This window comes from Hymenobacter nivis (assembly GCF_006439025.1).
GTDB lineage: Bacteria > Bacteroidota > Bacteroidia > Cytophagales > Hymenobacteraceae > Hymenobacter > Hymenobacter nivis_A.
The window spans coordinates 87560-104270 of record NZ_RCYZ01000009.1 but is presented as its reverse complement, the minus strand read 5'-3'; the positions used below and the strand labels follow the sequence as shown (position 1 = coordinate 104270).

Here is a 16711-nt window from a genome sequence, read left to right as displayed (position 1 = left end):
GGCACTTAGCGGCCGCTTCCTTTGTTCGATGCGCATGAGAATAGCTTTTTGGGGCGTGTTGGCGGGGCTGCTGCTTTGGGGCCCCGGGGCTCGGGCCCAGAAGTTCGGGTGGGTCGACTCGGAGTTCATTATGGCCAAAATGCCCGACTTTGCCAAGGCGCAGCAGGAACTCAACGCCTTGTCGACGACTTGGCAAAAGGAAATCGAGGCCCAGAAGAAGGACCTGGAGCGGCTGCAGCGCACCTACCACGACGAAGAAGTGGTGCTAACCGAGCAAATGAAGAAAAAGCGGCAGGACGAAATTCTGCTGAAAGAGCAGGAAGTCAAGGCCTACCAGAACAAGCAGTTTGGCTACGAAGGCCAGCTGTTTAAAAAGCGCCAGGAGTTGAACAAGCCGGTGCAAGACAAGGTGTTCGAGGCCATCGAGAAAGTGGCTAAGAAGAAGCAGTTGGCCATGGTCATTGACAAGGCTGGCGACCTAACCTTACTCTATACCAATCCGACTTACGACTACACCGAATTTGTGCTAGAAGAATTGGGCTTGGCCGCCGAAGACCGTAACCAGCCCGGCCCCAAGGGCCCTGTGAAAACGGTGACGCCGCCCAAAACGACCGCCACCGACCCCGCTTTCGAATCCGATTCGGGGGCCCCCGAAGTGCCCGCTAAGGCCAAAGCCAAGCGCACAACGGGGAAGAGCCCAAAATAACTACCTTTGTATCTACACTCTCTCTGAACCTTTTCCCTTGATGAATCCCGTGAAAACCCTCCGCTTGACGTTGGCCGCCGCTCTGCTGACCGCTGGCACCCTGGCCGCTAACTCCGCCCAAGCCCAGGCCCCGCTTAAAATTGGCTATACCAGCGTGCAGTATGTGCTGAGCCAGATGCCCGAAAGCAAGCAAATCGAATCGAGCCTGAAGACTTACAACGAGCAGTTGGCGGCGCAGATGAAGAGCAAGTACGGCGAGTACGAAACCAAGCTGAAAGCCTACCAGCAAGGAGCCGCTGGCATGACTGACGTGGTGAAGGCCGACAAAGAGAAGGAATTGACCGGCTTGCAGCAGTCCATCCAGGAGTTTCAGCGCAGCGCCGAGCAGTCGCTGCAGCAGAAGCAGCAGAGCCTGCTGCGCCCGGCCCTCGACAAGCTGCAAAAGACGATTGACGATGTGGCCAATGAAAATGGCTACACCTATGTGCTGAACTCGGATGGCGACACCCCGACGCTGCTGCATGGCCCCAAGGATGGTGACATCTCGGAAATCGTGCTGAAGAAAATGGGCATTACGCCCACCGCCCCGGTGCCGCTGAAAGCTGGTCCGACTGCGGGCGCCATGGCTGCACCGGCTGCCCCCGTAGCAGCTCCCGCTGGCACCAAAACCAAAACCAAGAGCAAGAAGTAAGCAACTGCTGCTTGCAAACGCGAAAGGCCAGGGCGCAAGCCCTGGCCTTTTTGTTGAAACATTTTTCTGCTGCCATGAGCGAAGCCGAACAGGGCCCCGAGATTGACACCGACGACGCCGAAGGCGGCGACGAATTGTATGAGCACCACCGCATTGTGGTAGACCGCGGCCAGGAGCTGCTGCGCATTGACAAGTTTTTGCTGCACCGCCTCGGCAACACCTCGCGCAATAAGGTGCAGGAAGCCATCCGGGCCGAAGCCGTGCAGGTGAATGGCCGGGTGGTAAAGCCCAATTACCGCATTAAGCCGCTGGATACCATTACGGTGACGCTGCCCGAGCCACCGCGCACGGGCAAGGTACTGCCCGAACCGATGGACCTGGACATTCCCTATGAAGACGCTGACTTGCTCATCGTGAACAAGCCGCCGGGCATGGTGGTGCACCCGGCCTTTGGCCACTGGCAGGGCACGCTCGTCAATGGCCTGGCCCACCACTTGGCTGACCTGCCCACAGGCCGCAACGGTGAGATTCGCCCGGGCTTGGTGCACCGCATCGACAAGGACACGTCGGGGCTGCTGGTGATCGGCAAAACGGAGTTTGCTATGACGCACCTCTCACTGCAATTCTTCCACCACACCATCCGGCGGCGCTATCTGGCCCTTGTCTGGGGCACTCCCAAGGAAGCCAAGGGCACCGTAAGGGGCCACATTGGGCGGAGCGTGCGCGACCGTAAGGTGCAGGCCGTGTACCCGGGCGGTGAGCAGGGCAAAGCGGCCGTCACGCACTACGAGGTGCTCCGCAGCTATGGGCCTGTAGCGCTCATCAGCTGTGTGCTTGAAACCGGCCGTACGCACCAAATCAGGGCCCACATGCAGTACCTGGGCCACCCGCTGTTCAACGATTCCACCTACGGCGGCAACCGCATCCGGGTGGGCCCCAACACGGCTAATTACCGCGCCTTCGTTGAGAACACCTTTGAACTGCTCCCGCGGCAGGCCCTGCACGCCCAGTCGCTGGGGTTTGTGCAGCCTACTACTGGCCAAGAGGTATTTTTTGAAACTGCATTGCCCACCGATTTTGCCGCGGCCCTAGCCAAATGGGAAGCCTACGCCGCGCAGCAATAGCAAAACTTAATAAGCAAAAAGGGGCCCCCACTGCATCGCTGCGGCGGGGGCCCTTTTCATTTGCTACCTAGTTAAAGAGAGATTACTTCTTTTTAACCGTAGTCGTTTTCTTGGTGGTCGTAGTACGCGGCTTGGCGTTGATGATCTCCAAGGCATTCTTTGCTTCCTTGTTTTCCGGATCAACGGCTAGTACTTGCTGGAAGTAAGTGCTAGCGCCGGCTTTGTCGTTCTTTACCTGCAAAGCGTACACCCCAAGGTAGTAGTTCGACTCGATCAAACCGTTGCGAAATTTGGCCGGATCAGCATCGGCTGCTTTCGACAGCTCAATGTAGTTTTCGTAGTAGGGCTTGGCCAAGCCTTTCTTCGAATCCGGATCCATGTTGTTGTTCGTGCGGGCACGGGCCAGTATGCCGGGGCCGTAAGTAGGCTTAGCCGTCAGAATAACGTTGTACACACTGTCGGCCTGAGGGTATTTCTTGGCGTTATCGTAGGCTGAAGCCAAGCGGAACACGTCTACTAGGTCGCTCTTGTCAGGGTTGGCCTTGATTTTTGCCTGATAAACACCGATGGCCGAGTTGTAGTCTTTTTTGGCAGTGTAAGCCGTAGCCAAAGCGTCCTGTAATTCCGGCTTCTTAGTCGGGTCAGTCGTAGCGGTAATCGCCTTTTGCAGCACGGCAATGCCCTCATCGGGCCGGCCGGCACGCGCCAGGATGCGACCCTGGTACGAATAGTCCTCGGGGATAACTTTGCCCGCGGGTGCCATCTTCATGTACGTGTCCATTGCCGTAGCGGCCCCAGCGTAATCGTTGGTTTCGTATAGCAAGTACGCCTTCAGGCGGTTCATAGTGAGGTTGTTCGGGTCGCTTTTCAGCGAAGTATTTACAGCTGCAAGCGCTTCCGGATACTTCTTCGTCAGATACAGGAAAGATGCGTACTGCGCATCAGTGCGCGGCGACTTCTCCGACAATTCCACGTATTTCTGGAACGTGCTTAGCGCTTGGTCGTACTGGCCAGCGTAGTAGTACATGTCGGCTAGCTCGCGGTAAGCAGGGGCGTAGCTAGGGTCCAGCTCAACGGCTTTGTTAAGGTTGGTGCGGGCCTCGTTGTAGTTGCGGGCGCGCACGTCCAGAACGCCTTTCTCGTAATAGGCCGGCGCGTAGCTAGGGTTAGCCGCAATGGCTTGGTCGAAGCTGTTCATAGCTTCGCCACCGCCCTGCTCGGTATTCATATACATCTGACCGCGGGCCAGCATCAGCGTCGGATCAACTTTGCCCTTGTTTGCAGTTTGGGCGCTGTTAACAAACGTCACGGCTTTATCGACGTTTTTCACTTCAGATGTTTCAGCATAGGCCTGAGCAATCATAGTCAGCACCTTGGCATCTTTATTTTTAGTGGCTTTCGCCGCTGCTTCAAATTGCGCATCAGCCGGAGCTATCTGGCCTTTGGCAAGCAAAGCGCGGCCGGCAGCGACTTGGCCAAAAGGCGAACTGCCACTGGCTTTATTAAAAAAGAAAGCCGCAGAATCGGGCATGTCCCGGAACTGATAGATGCGGCCCAGTTCGAAAGCATTCTCCGGTGTGCTGCCTTGGCCCAGCGCGGCCTTGGCCTCGTTGAAGCGTTCGTGCTGAATCAAGGTTTGCACATTATTGGTTTGGGCGGTGGCCGCCGTAGTACCGGCTACCAAAGCGGCGGCAGCGAGCAGGGGCTGTTTCCAGGGCTTGAAACTCATTGGGGGAGGGATGGTGAAAAGAGAAGATTGAATGAATTTTACGCAGAACGGCGACTAACGTTTGGGAGTAGTCACAACACGCGCTTGCATCTGGGCGGGCAGTAGCCCAGATTTTTGAAATATCAACTGGCCATTTTTGCCAGCGACAAACGCAGCAAAACCGCTGCCTAATCCACTGCGCGCCTCACGACTGATGATATACAGGTTGCGGCGCAAAGGGTAATTCTGTAGCTCCGGGTACTTAGCTAGTTGCTCCGGCGTCTTCTGGGCCAGGTTGACTTGGTAGGGCTGGATATAATCGTCGGGCTGCGGATTGGGCCGGTCCGTGATACTGGCCACGTGCACCTTTTGCAGAAACTTCATGGCCGCCGGATCGTCGTGATCAGATATCCAGTTCACCCCTACTACACCAATTGCATTCGGATGATTCGCTACGTAGTCAAGCAAAGCGGGATTGGATGAGGCCGCAAACACCCGCGTGGTGAGTGGGGCCCCCTTGGCCAGCGAGTCGCGCATGAAGCGTGCAGTACTGCTACGGCTGGCATCGAATACAATGTTGATGTCGCCCAGCTTTTTTTGGTTGCTGATCTGGCTCCAAGTTGTGCTCTTACCAGTAAAAATATCGCGCAGTTGGTTGATTGTCAGCAGCGAATCCGGATTGGATGGATGTAAAACAATAGCTAGACCATCAATGCCAATGCGCGTGGTGCGGGGCACGATGGTTTGCTTGGCAAAGGAGGCAATCTCTTCCGCGTTCAGCTCGCGGGCTACCACTGCTACTTTTACTTTGTCATTTATCAGGTCCACCATCACATTCTCCTCCGGCTCAAACAGCATCTTAACGTGTGCATCCGGATACAGTTTGCCAAATGTGTCGACCTGCGCTTGGAGGATAGGAGCAAAAGTCTCGTCAACCGCCACCTTTACATTGCCGCTGACGGCAGTATCGGTGGCGCCGTTTTCGCTATTCGATTGGCAGCCGGCTACCAATAGCCAGCCGCTAGCCAGCGCGGTAAAGATGTAAACGGGCTTAGCGATTGGAAAAATCATCGGGGTCGGAGAGAGAGGAAGAACGGAAGTTGACACGGTAGCTTCGCACAAAGCGTACCAAACCGTAAATGACGAAAACGAGCCCTAATAGCCGTAGGCGGTTACCAGTTAAGCCAATTTGGGCGAAGTGCATGGTTACGGGGTTAGCTGGCTGGCTGACTGTCCAGGCCAGCCAGGCCCCCATGCCCATGTACACCAGCGACATGAAGAGCATGAAGTAGCGCACAATGTGCCGCGGCTTATTTCCAAGGCGCTCTTCAGTATTGGGAGTATTAAGCATTAAGCAAGTTGGAAACGGCCCCAAAAGCCGGGTGGGAGTTAGCTAAAACCGTTTTATTTTATCAAAAGGTTCGGCTGATATCCTCCGATCTCACTGGCCAACGTGCAAAGAAATCAAAAATTACTATTATAAATCGTTTCAGGGCCCATAAAAGTCAATAGGGGACACCTACAATATGCAAAAACCCCGGCCGGGCCATTGCTCCGTCCGGGGTTTTACGAAATGCTGCGAGCTTAAGCTCCAACGAAATCTATTGTATTTTGAAAGTAATCGGCACTGTGAAGGATACGCTCACAGCCCGGCCGTTTTGCTTGCCGGGGATGAACTTGGGCAGGGTTTTCACCGCCCGAATCGTCTCCTCGTCCAAGCCAGATCCTAGGCCCTTTACTACTTTCACATCCGAAACGTCGCCTTCGGCGTTCACCGTAAAGCTCACAAAAATCCGGCCTTCGACCCCATTGTTCTGAGCCATGCGAGGATATTTGGTCGACTTCTGGATGGCGGCTACGATGGCGGCATTACCACCACCACCAGGCAGTTGCGGCATCTGCTCCACGTACTGGTACACCTTGGTGTCTACCACTTCCGCTACCACTTTATCACCGTCACCCGAGAGGGCAGAAAGATCCTGCACATCAGTATTACCCTTAACGGTTACCGTGGCGACAGTTTTTTCTTTCAGCTCTTCCTGATCGGGCACTTCCTCCTGCTTCACCTCATTGTCCTTCTTAATCACCGGGGGGGTGAATTTGATGGTGGTGAGCTTTGGGGGAGGGGGTGGGGGAGCCTCGGGGGGCGGGGGCGGGGGCGGGGGTTTGGTATCGTCCAGCGGCGGCGCGTCCATTAGCACGTTCTCCTTAAGGTTTTTCTTAAGGTCCTCCTTCGGCTGACGGCTTTTGATATACTGCGCGATGAGCGGGAAAGCTATCAGCAACGCAAACAGTGCCGTCGCAATGATCAGCGACCGTGTAACGTTGCGTCCGTATAGCTGGCGCAACACGTAGGCACCGTAGTTTTTATTACGTCCCTCAAATACGATGTCGTCTAAGCTGGACTGGGCGATTTGTGCAGAGTTCATCATAGCCCGGATTTCTTAATAAGTTCTTGGTCGGACTTGGCAATGCTCACCAGTGCATATTTCTTCTGGTTGGTGATGTTCATCTCGTCGAGGATGTCAACCATGTTCTTGTACACAGCTTTATCGTCGGGTTTTATGAGAATTACCGTTTTGGGCTGTACCCGCTGGCGGTCCAGAATAACCTGGCGGATGCCATTAGAGCCATAATTGGTAACTTTTATCTCAGCGGGAGCTTCGGCTGAGTTCATGCCGGCGTAGTAATACACCTTATTGTTTTCGCCCATGATGATGGTGAAGGCCTCCGATTCCTTGAGCTTGGTCTGCTCGTCCTCGTTTTTCTCCTTCACCGGCATCGTCAACTGCATCACGTTGGGTTTGGCAAACGTGGTGGTGAGCATGAAGAAGGTGAGAAGCAAAAAGGCCAAGTCCACCATCGGTGTCATGTCGATTTTGGTCGACATTTTCTTGGCCCGCTTCTTCCCGCCTTTGCCGCCGGAATCGGCTTTTCCTTGTATTTCTGCCATGGTTTCTAGTTAAGTACCAGTGGGTGGGTTACTAAGTAATCCGCCTTATTTGGCCACCACCGGCTTGTTCTCCAAGTCAGTAATGAGGTTGAAGCGGTTGATATCCTTTTCTTGCAGCACTTTGATTACTTTCTGCACAGTCGGTACATCGGCGTCGCCATCGCCTTTAATGGCGATGTACGTGGGCTTTTGAAAAAGCGTCAGGTTGGCTTTGCGTGCTTCCAGAACCCAGTCAATAAGTTGGTTATTGAGCGAGTCCATGGGAATACCGGGCTCAGATTTTGCAACTGCCTTGCGGCCGTCAGAATCCATGCTCAACAACGAACCTAGTTGGCCGATGGGAACTCCGAAGTTGGTCATGTTGCCGAAAGCCCGGGTTTGGGCAGGATCAAAGGTAACGCCATACTTAGCGCCAACCTTTTGCAACATAGCAACTTTAGTCTTGTCATCATCTACGCCGAGAAACACACGCTTATTCTTGTCTATCGTCAGCGTAATAACATTGCTTTCCGGCAGTTTAATATCCGACGTTGACGTAGGCGTATCTACCACGACGGTCTCTTCAGGCGAAAACTTAGTCGTCAGCATGAAGAACGTCACCAACAGAAAAGCCAGGTCCACCATAGGCGTCATGTCTAGCGACGGCGAGGTGCGGTGCGGTTTTACTTTAGGCATTGTGCGGTGGGGTTAAAAAAGGAATGCCGTAGTAAACGGCATTCCCTATGTTTTAGTGCGTCGGCTGACAACAACTTAGACGTTAGCCGTCTGCGTCGTGGTGTGCTGGCCGAAGGTTTGCACAATGCTGAAGCCGGCTTCGTCGATGCTGTAGGTCAGCTCGTCAATTTTGCTGGTGAAGTAGTTGTAGGCAATGATGGCCAGGGCCGAGGTGCCGATACCGAAAGCCGTGTTGATCAGAGCTTCCGAGATACCGTTAGCCAGTTTCACGGCGTCGGGCGAACCGGCCTGGGCCAGGGCCGAGAAGGCGCTGATCATACCGAACACCGTGCCGAGCAGACCTACCAGCGTAGCAACCGAAGCAATGGTGGAGATAATCACCAGGTTTTTCTCCAGCATTGGCAACTCAAGGGCGGTGGTCTCTTCGATCTCCTTCTGGATGGCCAACACCTTCTGGTCGTTGTTCATGCCACGCTCAGTCGTCATTTCCTTGTATTTCAGCAAGCCGGCTTTCACCACGTTGGCTACCGAGCCCTTCTGCTGGTCGCAAGCAGCGATGGCTCCGTTCACATCATTAGCGTTCAGCTTCTGGCGCACGGTGCGCACAAAGCCTTCGATGCTCTGCGAACCTTTGGCGCGCGAAATGGTCAACAGGCGCTCAATCGAGAAAGTGATAACGCACAGGAACAGCGTAATCAGGATTGGCACAATGTTACCGCCGCTATATACCGTGCCCAGCATGTTGCCTGGGAGGGGGGCGTTGGTGTTGATACCGCCTTGGAAATTGCTGCCGCTACCGAGGACAAATTTGAAAACGACGTAGGCAACGACGAAACACAGGATGATTGCGATGACGGAGAACAGCGAGGACCCCCCGCTGCTTTTCTCGGCGGCCTTAGGAGCGGCCGGGGTGGTGGGCCGGGGGCTCGTGTTTAGGGCGTTTTTCTGTTCCATTATTCCGAAAGGTTTGGGTTGGGGGGTTGGGAAGAGGTAAAAATTAAAGAAAAAAAAGGAAAAAGCTAAGTCGAGCTAAACAAAAAAATGGAAGCGAACCTGCCTGAGCCAGACGAGGGATTGAAGGCCCCGGAACGAAGTACAGAAGAGAAAGAGCCGACGCTAGAAGTAAGACAAACGATTATTCAGCTGGACAAACCTAACCAAAATCTTTGGCGCAGCCAAAGAAAAAACCGTTTGAGCAGCCTTGCAGCACTCGGTTGAGGTGTGCAAGAAAGCTATTTTTTTGCGGAAGAAGCAATAGCTGGGGCTGTCAGCTGGCGTTTTGCCGCTTCCCAATACTCGTTCATCTGGGATAAAGACAAATCGGCGAGGCGGTGGCCAGCGGTGGCGGTAGCTCCTTCCATATGCTGGAAGCGGTTGATAAACTTGCGGTTGGTACGCTCCAAGGCTTCCTCAGGGTTGATGCCGGCAAAGCGGGCAAAGTTGACGAGTGAAAATAAAAGATCGCCGAATTCATTGGCGGCGCGCTCGGCCTGCATTTGGTCAGGCTGCCCGTGGCCGTACTCATCGCCAAACTCGCCGAGCTCCTCCTGCACCTTAGCCCACACCTGAGCCGGCTCGTCCCAATCAAAGCCGGCCCCGCGCGCTTTTTCCTGGATGCGCATGGCCTTGACGAGGGCGGGCAGCGACACGGGCACACCGCTCAGCACGCCGGCGTTGCCCTTCTCTTGCAGCTTTAGCTGCTCCCAGTTGCGCTTTACGGCGGCTTCGTCAGCGGCCTGGGCGTCGCCGTAGATGTGCGGGTGGCGGAAAATGAGCTTTTCGCACTGGGCGTTGAGGGCGTCGGCAATGTCGAACACGCCCTGCTCGGCGGCGATGCGGGCGTAGAACAGCAGGTGCAGCATCACGTCGCCCAACTCCTTCTTCAAATCGGGCAGGTCGTCGCGCAGAATGGCGTCGCTGATTTCGTACGTTTCCTCAATGGTGAGGTGGCGCAGGCTCTGTAAAGTTTGTTTTTTATCCCAAGGACATTCGGTGCGCAGGCGGTCAAGCACGTCGAGTAGGCGGCCGAAAGCCGCTAATTGGGCCGGGCGGCGGGTGGGCCCCAGCAGGGCCCCAAGGGCAGGCGGGTGGTTTTCCATCGTTTCAAAGATAGCCCGAACCGGGGCCAACCCGGCGTAGTTGCGTATTTTTACGCCCCATTATATTCATAATTCAGTGACGCTCATCAAATCTATCTCCGGCATTCGCGGTACCATCGGCGGCCCGGTCGGCCAAGGCCTTACTCCCCTCGACGTAGTAAAATATGCCGCCGCTTACGGCACGTGGGTGATGATGCAGCCCACGGCGGCGCGCACGGTTGTTATCGGCCGCGACGCCCGCATTTCGGGCGCCGTGGTGAGCCAGCTGGTGGCCGCTACATTGCAAGGCCTCGGCCTCGACGTGGTGGACCTGGGCCTGAGTACCACGCCCACCGTGGAGATGGCGGTGACTGCCAAGCAGGCGGCCGGGGGCATAATCCTCACCGCCTCGCACAACCCCAAGCAGTGGAACGCGCTGAAGCTGCTCAACGCCGACGGCGAGTTTCTTTCCGATGCTGCGGGGCAGCAAGTACTGGCCATTGCCGAAAGCGAGGATTTTGATTTCGCGCCCGTTACCAAGCTGGGGCAGTACACCACCGACGACGATTTCCTGGCCCAGCACATTGCGGCTGTGGTGGCCCTGCCGCTGGTGGATGTGGCGGCTGTGCGGGCCCGCAATTTCCGGGTGGTAGTGGACGCCGTGAACTCGTCGGGGGGCTTTGCCGTACCGAAGTTGCTGGCGGCCCTGGGCGTGACGACTGTGGAAAAGCTGCACTGCGAGCCCACCGGCGATTTCGCCCACAACCCCGAGCCGCTGCCCGAGCACCTGCGCGACATTGCCAAGGTGCTGGAAAAAGGCTCGTTTGACCTCGGCATCGTGGTGGACCCCGACGTGGACCGCCTAGCCCTGGTGAGCGAAAACGGCGAGATGTTTGGCGAAGAATACACGCTGGTGGCCGTGGCCGACTACGTGCTGGGGGCCTTGGGCGGTGGCAACACCGTGAGCAACCTGAGCAGCACCCGGGCCCTGCGCGACGTGACGGAGCGGCGCGGGGGCCAGTACGCCGCCGCCGCCGTGGGCGAGGTGAACGTGGTGACCAAAATGAAGGAAACCGGGGCCGTAATTGGCGGCGAGGGCAACGGTGGCATTATTTACCCAGAGCTGCACTACGGGCGCGACGCGCTGGTGGGTATTGCGCTGTTTCTGACGCACTTGGCCAAGTCAGGCCTTACCACGTCGCGACTGCGGGCGTCGTACCCAAGTTATTTTATTTCTAAGAACAAGATCGAGCTGACCCCAGAAATTGATACCGACGAGGTGCTGGTGCAAATGGAAAAGCGCTACGCCAACCAGCCGGTGAATACCATCGACGGCGTTAAAATCGAGTTTGATAAAGAATGGGTGCACCTGCGCAAATCCAACACCGAGCCCATTATCCGCATCTACGCCGAGTCGGAATCGAATAGCACGGCCGACTATCTGGCGCAAAAAATTATTGCGGACATCAAGGAAATTATTGCCGTGAAGGCCTAAGCAATTAATTATTGGCGAGCGGCCGGCGGCCGGCAAGGGGCCCCTGGGCAGGCTTTCTGGTCGCCGGCCGCTCACTATTAATTACTATTAATCGTTTTACAGATGCACGCTTACTTCGACAACGCCGCCACCACGCCCCTCGACCCTGAAGTGCTGGAGGCCATGCTGCCCTTTTTGGGCCAGCACTTCGGCAACCCCAGCAGCTTGCACGGGCCGGGGCGCCAGGTGCGCGCCGCCCTCGAAAACGCGCGCAAGACCGTGGCCCACCTGCTCGGGGCGGCCCCGGCCGAAATTTCTTTCACCAGCGGCGGCACCGAGGCCGACAATGCGGCCATCTTCGGCAGCGTGCGGGCCCTGGGGCTGCGCCATGCCATTACGTCGCCGCTCGAGCACCACGCGGTGCTGCACCCGATGCAAGCCTTGGCTAAAACCGGCGAGGTGGCGCTGAGCTACGTGCGCCACGATGCCCAGGGCCGCCTCGACCTGGGGCACCTCGACGAGCTACTGACTACGCATCCGCGCACCCTGGTGAGCCTGATGCACGGCAACAATGAAATTGGTAACCTCAACGACATCGAAGCCATTGGGGCCCTGTGCGCCCGGCACGACGCCATTTTCCACACCGATACGGTGCAGACGATGGGCCACTACCGGCACAACGTGCAGGCGCTGCAAAACCACTTTCTGGTTGGTTCGGCGCATAAGTTCCACGGGCCTAAAGGGGTAGGGTTTCTGTACACCCGGCCGGGAACGCAGTCGGTGCCGTTCATCCACGGGGGCTCGCAGGAGCGCAACGTGCGGGCAGGCACCGAAAACGTGTACGGCATCGTGGGCCTAGCCAAGGCTCTGGAGATTGCCTACCGCGATATGGGGGCCCACCGTGCCCATGTGCAGGGGCTGAAAGACCGCTTCATTGCGCAGTTGCGGGCCCAAGTGGCCGATGTGCAGTTTAACGGCTGCTCGGCTGAGGCCGACGCGAGCCTTTACACGGTGCTCAGCGTGAGCTTGCCACCGTCGGCCATTAGCGAAATGTTGCTCTTTAACCTCGATATCAGCAAGATATCAGCCTCGGGGGGCTCGGCGTGCACCAGCGGGGCCCAAGCCGGCTCGCACGTGCTAGAGGCCTTGGGCACCAACCCCGACCGGGCCACGGTACGCTTTTCGCTCAGTAAAATGAACACCGCCGACGAGGTGGACTACGCCGTGGCACAGCTAGCCAAACTGTACCAGCCGGTGGGCGCGTAGCCCTCAAAACTGCCCGGTGGCCCCGCCACCGCCCGAGTCGCCGCCCCCAAAGCTGAAGCCGGCCGCCGGGGCTGGGCCTGGCGCGTTGTACTGCGCCACCGCGAGCGACTCTAGATTAAAGAGCGGGGCGGCTTCATCGCCGGGGGCCTCGGTGAGGCCGTGGCGCGGGGTGCGCAGGTAACGCAGCGCGGCCGCCGCCGCGGCCAGTAGTAGGGCCCCGGCCAGGGTAGCGGCCACGGCTGGGGGCAGCAGCGTGCGGTAGTAGCGCAGCGTAAACACAGAAAAAGCCGCCGCCAACAAGCCCGCTACCAGCACCAAACGGTCGTGGCGGCGCAGCCCGTAGTATATATAAGCCAGCGGAATGCAGGCGGTGAAGGCGTAGAACAGCGGGGCGAAGGGAATTTGCGGAGCGACGGGCAAGTGGCCGATGGCGGCGTTGCCTTCGCGCACCACCAGGTAGTTGCCGCCCAGGTAAAAGGTGGCCAGCGCCAGGGCTTTCACAGTTTGCAGGCAGGTGCGGTAGTAGAAATAATCGGGCCGCCGGGCCAGGTGGCGCACCAGCCAGCCGGTGCCAGCTGCAGCCAGCATCAGCAAAAATGGGAGCAGCGCCCGCCCCAGTGCGTACGGCAGCACCAGGTTGGCGAGCAGCAGCAGGCCCGTGGCGAAGCCGGCCGCAGCCACGCCCCGGTCGGCGTAGCGCACGGTGGCAGCCGCCAGCAGGGCCCCGGCAAACAGCAGCAGCGGCCGCATCGGCGGGTCGGTGATGTCGCCCAAATCCGGGGTGCCCACGAGGAGTTGCAGCGCTTCCGCTCCCAGAAACAGCAGGGCCAGCAAGGCGGCGTACAGCAGGGCGTTGTCGTAACCTGCGTGGTAAGGCTTGGTGTTTTTAATGGTCAGCTCCAGCGTTGCCAGGCTGCCAATAGCGCATATTATGCTGCCAGTGGCAATGCTAAACTGGCTGTCGAGGGTGTCCGTTGCCATCAGCAAGAAGCCCGTGGCCGTGGCGCAGCCGATGCCCGTGAAAATGAACAATACCAGGCGCAACAGCCAGCCCGGCCGAAAAAAATCAAGCGGGTACGCGGCTTCAATGGCAACCTGCTGGGCATCGGTGAGCAATTGCCGCCGGTGCCAGCGCGTGGCGGCGGCCCGCACGGCCTCGTGCAGGGCCCAAGTGGTAGGATAGGCTTTGAAGCTCATGGCTTGGGCGTAATATTCAGCAGGCGCTTCATGTTGATTAGCAGCATCACTACCCCAATGGCGCTGGCCGGGAAGTACAGCGTGCCCACCAAAAAGCCAATTTCTGTGCCCAGCACCTCGTATAGTAAGTACGTGACGCCAATGTACCCAAAGACTGCGCCCATCAGCAGGAACAGGTATGACTGGCTGCGGCGGGCGTACCACACCAAGCTGGCGCACACGGCCAGCAGCAGCGGCAGGGCCACGGCGTGCGGTAAGCTGTAGGCCGAAAACAGGCTGGCAGTGAGGGCAAACAGGGCCAGGTTGCCGCCCAGTGATATATAAGTAAACGCAAAATGGGCTTTGTGCCGCGTCACGTCCGACCACAGGCCCACGGCTAGCAGCCCCAGGCCCAAGCCCGCGGCCGGGATGCTCAGGGCCGCGGCCGCAAAATCGTACTGGGTGAAGGCGGCCAGCGGGGCTGCGCTCACGCCCACCCACGAAGCCAGCGCCGTGATGGCCAGCGAGAGCACGCCCCGGTGGTCGAACCCATAGGCAATGCCGAAAAACAGCACCGTGGGCAGCGCCGCGGCCAGCCCGTAGCGGGTGCCAAACAGTTGGTACTGCGCCTGCAAGTAGCCCTCCAGCGCCAGAAACAGCAGGCAGCCGAGCAGCAGCAGGTACTCGGGCAGCAGGCCCGGGCTGGGAGCCTGGCCCCACGTAAACGCCGGCCGGTGCCGGGCGGCATAGCCCAGGCAAACCACCGTGAGGATTCCTATGCCGGCTACTATTACGCCGTGCCCAAGCTGATCAATGTTCTGGTAAACAAGCACCCCCAGGCCCCCACTGAGCAGCGTAACGCCGAGGTAAAGCAGGGCCCGCAGCTCGTAGTGCAGCGAAAACGGGCGTTGGTGCTCGTAGCTGGCCAGGGCGGCGGCCTGGGCGGGCGGGAGTAGGCCCCGGGCCTGGAGGTCGGCCAGAATGTGCTCGGTAGGAGTAGGCATGGCGGGTGGAAAGCAGAGCCGGGAAGAAGGATAGCAGGCAATATAGAGGAACCGCAGACTTTGCCTGCCCGCCGGGGCCCCCGGGGCCCAGCGCCACAAGTGGTGCGCCCCGGCCCCTCGCAGTTGCAGGACCGGCAACCCAAGGGATGAGGTGGGGGCGAAGCCGCTCTGCTTGGCTGCCAAAGAGTGCGGAAACACCGCCTTTTCTAAGTCATGCAAGCCAGGCAGGGGCCCCAGCTGGCCGGTGGCGGCGCGGGCGGCTCGGCTGGTTTGCGTTTTTTTGCGTTGAAGGGCTCGCAATCTTCCCCTGACCCCCCCTGCTGCCGTGGCCGAAATCCCTATCCAACGCAAGAAAAAACCGCTGAGCCCTTGGTTGCTGGTGGCCCTGGCCGCCCTGGCCCTCACCTTGGGCGCGTACTGGTACCTGCGCCCCGCGCCGGCCGATGAGCCCGCCCCGCCCGCCACTGAGGCGCCCGCCGCGCTCCCGCCGGCCGCGCCCACCGATTCGCTGGCCCCTCCCGATACCGCGGCTGCCGTGCCCAACGCCGCGCCCGATGCCCGCACCACCCAGGGCCAATTGCTGCTACTGGTATCGGAGCTGGTCACGCTAGCCGACCGCGCCGACCTGCGCGATGACCCCGCTGTGCGCGAGCAGCGCGACAACCTAACCAGCGCCACCGCCCGCTTGGCCGATGGCGATGCCCAGGCCAGCCTGCGCCCCGGCCTCGTAGCCGCCGCCAACCTGCTCCGCGCCATGCAGCAGCGCGCTTACCCGGCCCTGGACGAGGCGGCCGCGCGCTTGGTGCAGCAGGCCGGGCAGCTCTCGGGCCGCGACGAGGCCGGCGCCGAGCAGCAGCAGAACCACGCCTTTCTGCAAGCCGCGGGGGCCCTGCTCCAAGCCGAAAACCTTCCGCCCGCTTCCTAATTTTTCTGTATGGAACCCGCAATCAACCTGCGCCGCCTGCGCGACTTGCCCGATTTTGAAGTGGCCGACGGCTACCCCGACGTGCGCGGCTGGGCCGTGCGTGGGGCCCTGGGCACAGCCCTAGGCACCGTGTCGGAACTGCTCGTCGATGCCGACGCCGAACAGGTTCGCTACCTCGACGCTCAATTTGTGGGGGGCCCGGGGCCCAAACGGGTGCTGCTGCCGCTGCACCTGGCCTCACTCGATGCCGAGGCACGCAGCGTTTTCATCCCCTCGCTCACCGCGGCGGCCGTGGCTGCCTACCCTGCCTACGCCGAAGAATTGCTGACGCCCGCCTACGCCGCGGCCATGCGCCAGGCCCTGGGCGAGGCACCAGCGGGCGAAGTAGCCGGCGAGCCGCTTTAGGCACTTTTTATAAATAATTAAAACAGACGTTATACTGAGCCTGTCGAAGCATCTCTGCTGCGGCAGTAATTAATAGATCAGTCGGTGGTAGAGATGCTTTAGCAGGATCAGCATGACGGCCTTTACACGTGGTTACACGCGCACGAGCATTTAAGCGGAAGCTATAAAGCAAAAAAAGGCCGCTCCCGGAAGGGAGCGGCCTTTTGCAATTCCGGCAAAAGCCGAAATTACTTTTTCACCTCGGTCGTGGTGGTGGTGGTGCCAGCGGCCGGGTCCATTTTGTCGGCCTGGTCGCCTACAGCTTCGCCTTTGGCATCGGCCGAGTCACGAACGGCATCAGCCTTGTTCTCCATGGCATCAGCTTTGGCTTCGCCGGCGTCCTTGATGGCGTCGCCTTGGGCTTCCATAGCATCTTCTTTCTTGCTGTCGCAAGCGGTGAACGAGAGCGAACCGGCAGCCAGGGCGAGGAACAGGAATTTTTTCATCTTGAAAAGAAAGTTAAAAAAGGGTGAAATCGGGTTGATAA

The 16711-nt window shown here is 58.6% G+C and carries 18 protein-coding genes; 7 read left to right on the top strand and 11 right to left on the bottom strand.

The features are described 5' to 3' along the window. Positions 1-34 precede the first annotated feature (34 nt). The 3 genes from EAH73_RS19285 (at position 35) to EAH73_RS19275 (ending at position 2521) form a co-directional block, all read left to right on the top strand. Entirely contained in the window at positions 35-706 is a 672-nt protein-coding gene (locus EAH73_RS19285; RefSeq protein WP_140469063.1) for an OmpH family outer membrane protein, read from the top strand. A gap of 40 nt (positions 707-746) precedes the next feature. Beyond that, entirely contained in the window at positions 747-1397 is a 651-nt protein-coding gene (locus tag EAH73_RS19280) for an OmpH family outer membrane protein (protein ID WP_140469178.1), read from the top strand. A gap of 74 nt (positions 1398-1471) precedes the next feature. Next, positions 1472-2521 (top strand): RluA family pseudouridine synthase, encoded by a 1050-nt coding sequence (locus tag EAH73_RS19275; protein ID WP_140469062.1) that lies wholly within the window; start codon positions 1472-1474, stop codon positions 2519-2521. Positions 2522-2603: 82 nt separating this feature from the next. Here the strand turns inward: EAH73_RS19275 and EAH73_RS19270 are convergent, their stop codons facing one another. From EAH73_RS19270 to mazG, 8 genes are all read right to left on the bottom strand, one after another. Then, entirely contained in the window at positions 2604-4250 is a 1647-nt protein-coding gene (locus EAH73_RS19270; RefSeq protein ID WP_140469061.1) for a tetratricopeptide repeat protein, read from the bottom strand. A 54-nt stretch (positions 4251-4304) separates the two neighbouring features. Beyond that, positions 4305-5300, bottom strand: a complete 996-nt coding sequence (locus EAH73_RS19265; protein WP_140469060.1) for a PstS family phosphate ABC transporter substrate-binding protein — start codon at positions 5298-5300, stop codon at positions 4305-4307. Continuing rightward, positions 5281-5580: a hypothetical protein gene (locus tag EAH73_RS19260; RefSeq protein ID WP_140469059.1), complete on the bottom strand. Its 300-nt coding sequence runs from the start codon at positions 5578-5580 to the stop codon at positions 5281-5283. The genes EAH73_RS19265 and EAH73_RS19260 overlap by 20 nt, the downstream gene beginning before the upstream one ends. Before the next feature lie 250 nt (positions 5581-5830). After that, complete coding sequence (locus EAH73_RS23935) at positions 5831-6661, bottom strand: energy transducer TonB (protein WP_262711097.1); 831 nt, start codon at positions 6659-6661, stop codon at positions 5831-5833. After that, positions 6658-7182, bottom strand: coding sequence for an ExbD/TolR family protein (locus EAH73_RS19250; protein WP_140469058.1), 525 nt, complete (start codon positions 7180-7182; stop codon positions 6658-6660). The genes EAH73_RS23935 and EAH73_RS19250 overlap by 4 nt, the downstream gene beginning before the upstream one ends. A 45-nt stretch (positions 7183-7227) precedes the next feature. Further along, positions 7228-7857 (bottom strand): ExbD/TolR family protein, encoded by a 630-nt coding sequence (locus EAH73_RS19245; RefSeq protein ID WP_140469057.1) that lies wholly within the window; start codon positions 7855-7857, stop codon positions 7228-7230. Positions 7858-7932: 75 nt separating this feature from the next. Next, complete coding sequence (locus tag EAH73_RS19240) at positions 7933-8811, bottom strand: MotA/TolQ/ExbB proton channel family protein (RefSeq protein ID WP_140469056.1); 879 nt, start codon at positions 8809-8811, stop codon at positions 7933-7935. Positions 8812-9089: 278 nt separating this feature from the next. Beyond that, positions 9090-9956, bottom strand: coding sequence for a nucleoside triphosphate pyrophosphohydrolase (gene mazG, locus EAH73_RS19235; RefSeq protein ID WP_140469055.1), 867 nt, complete (start codon positions 9954-9956; stop codon positions 9090-9092). 76 nt (positions 9957-10032) lie between these two features. Between mazG and glmM the strand changes: the two genes are divergently transcribed. Then, positions 10033-11430: a phosphoglucosamine mutase gene (gene glmM / locus EAH73_RS19230; protein WP_140469054.1), complete on the top strand. Its 1398-nt coding sequence runs from the start codon at positions 10033-10035 to the stop codon at positions 11428-11430. A gap of 102 nt (positions 11431-11532) precedes the next feature. Continuing rightward, entirely contained in the window at positions 11533-12675 is a 1143-nt protein-coding gene (locus tag EAH73_RS19225; RefSeq protein WP_140469053.1) for a cysteine desulfurase family protein, read from the top strand. Between the two features lie 3 nt (positions 12676-12678). Here EAH73_RS19225 and EAH73_RS19220 read toward each other — a convergent pair whose 3' ends face one another. After that, positions 12679-13872 carry a hypothetical protein gene (locus EAH73_RS19220; RefSeq protein ID WP_140469052.1) on the bottom strand — a complete coding sequence of 398 codons (1194 nt, stop codon included), beginning with the start codon at positions 13870-13872 and terminating at the stop codon, positions 12679-12681. Then, positions 13869-14855, bottom strand: coding sequence for a DUF2157 domain-containing protein (locus EAH73_RS19215; protein WP_140469051.1), 987 nt, complete (start codon positions 14853-14855; stop codon positions 13869-13871). The genes EAH73_RS19220 and EAH73_RS19215 overlap by 4 nt, the downstream gene beginning before the upstream one ends. 325 nt (positions 14856-15180) lie before the next feature. Here EAH73_RS19215 and EAH73_RS19210 point away from each other — a divergent pair, with 325 nt between their 5' ends. Together EAH73_RS19210 and EAH73_RS19205 are read left to right on the top strand one after the other, a co-directional pair. Then, on the top strand, positions 15181-15780 hold the full coding sequence (locus EAH73_RS19210; protein WP_140469050.1) for a hypothetical protein: 600 nt from the start codon (positions 15181-15183) through the stop codon (positions 15778-15780). A 9-nt stretch (positions 15781-15789) separates the two neighbouring features. Further along, positions 15790-16185: a PRC-barrel domain-containing protein gene (locus tag EAH73_RS19205; protein ID WP_140469049.1), complete on the top strand. Its 396-nt coding sequence runs from the start codon at positions 15790-15792 to the stop codon at positions 16183-16185. A 227-nt stretch (positions 16186-16412) separates the two neighbouring features. Here EAH73_RS19205 and EAH73_RS19200 read toward each other — a convergent pair whose 3' ends face one another. After that, entirely contained in the window at positions 16413-16670 is a 258-nt protein-coding gene (locus EAH73_RS19200; protein ID WP_140469048.1) for a hypothetical protein, read from the bottom strand. Between the last annotated feature and the right edge of the window lie 41 nt (positions 16671-16711).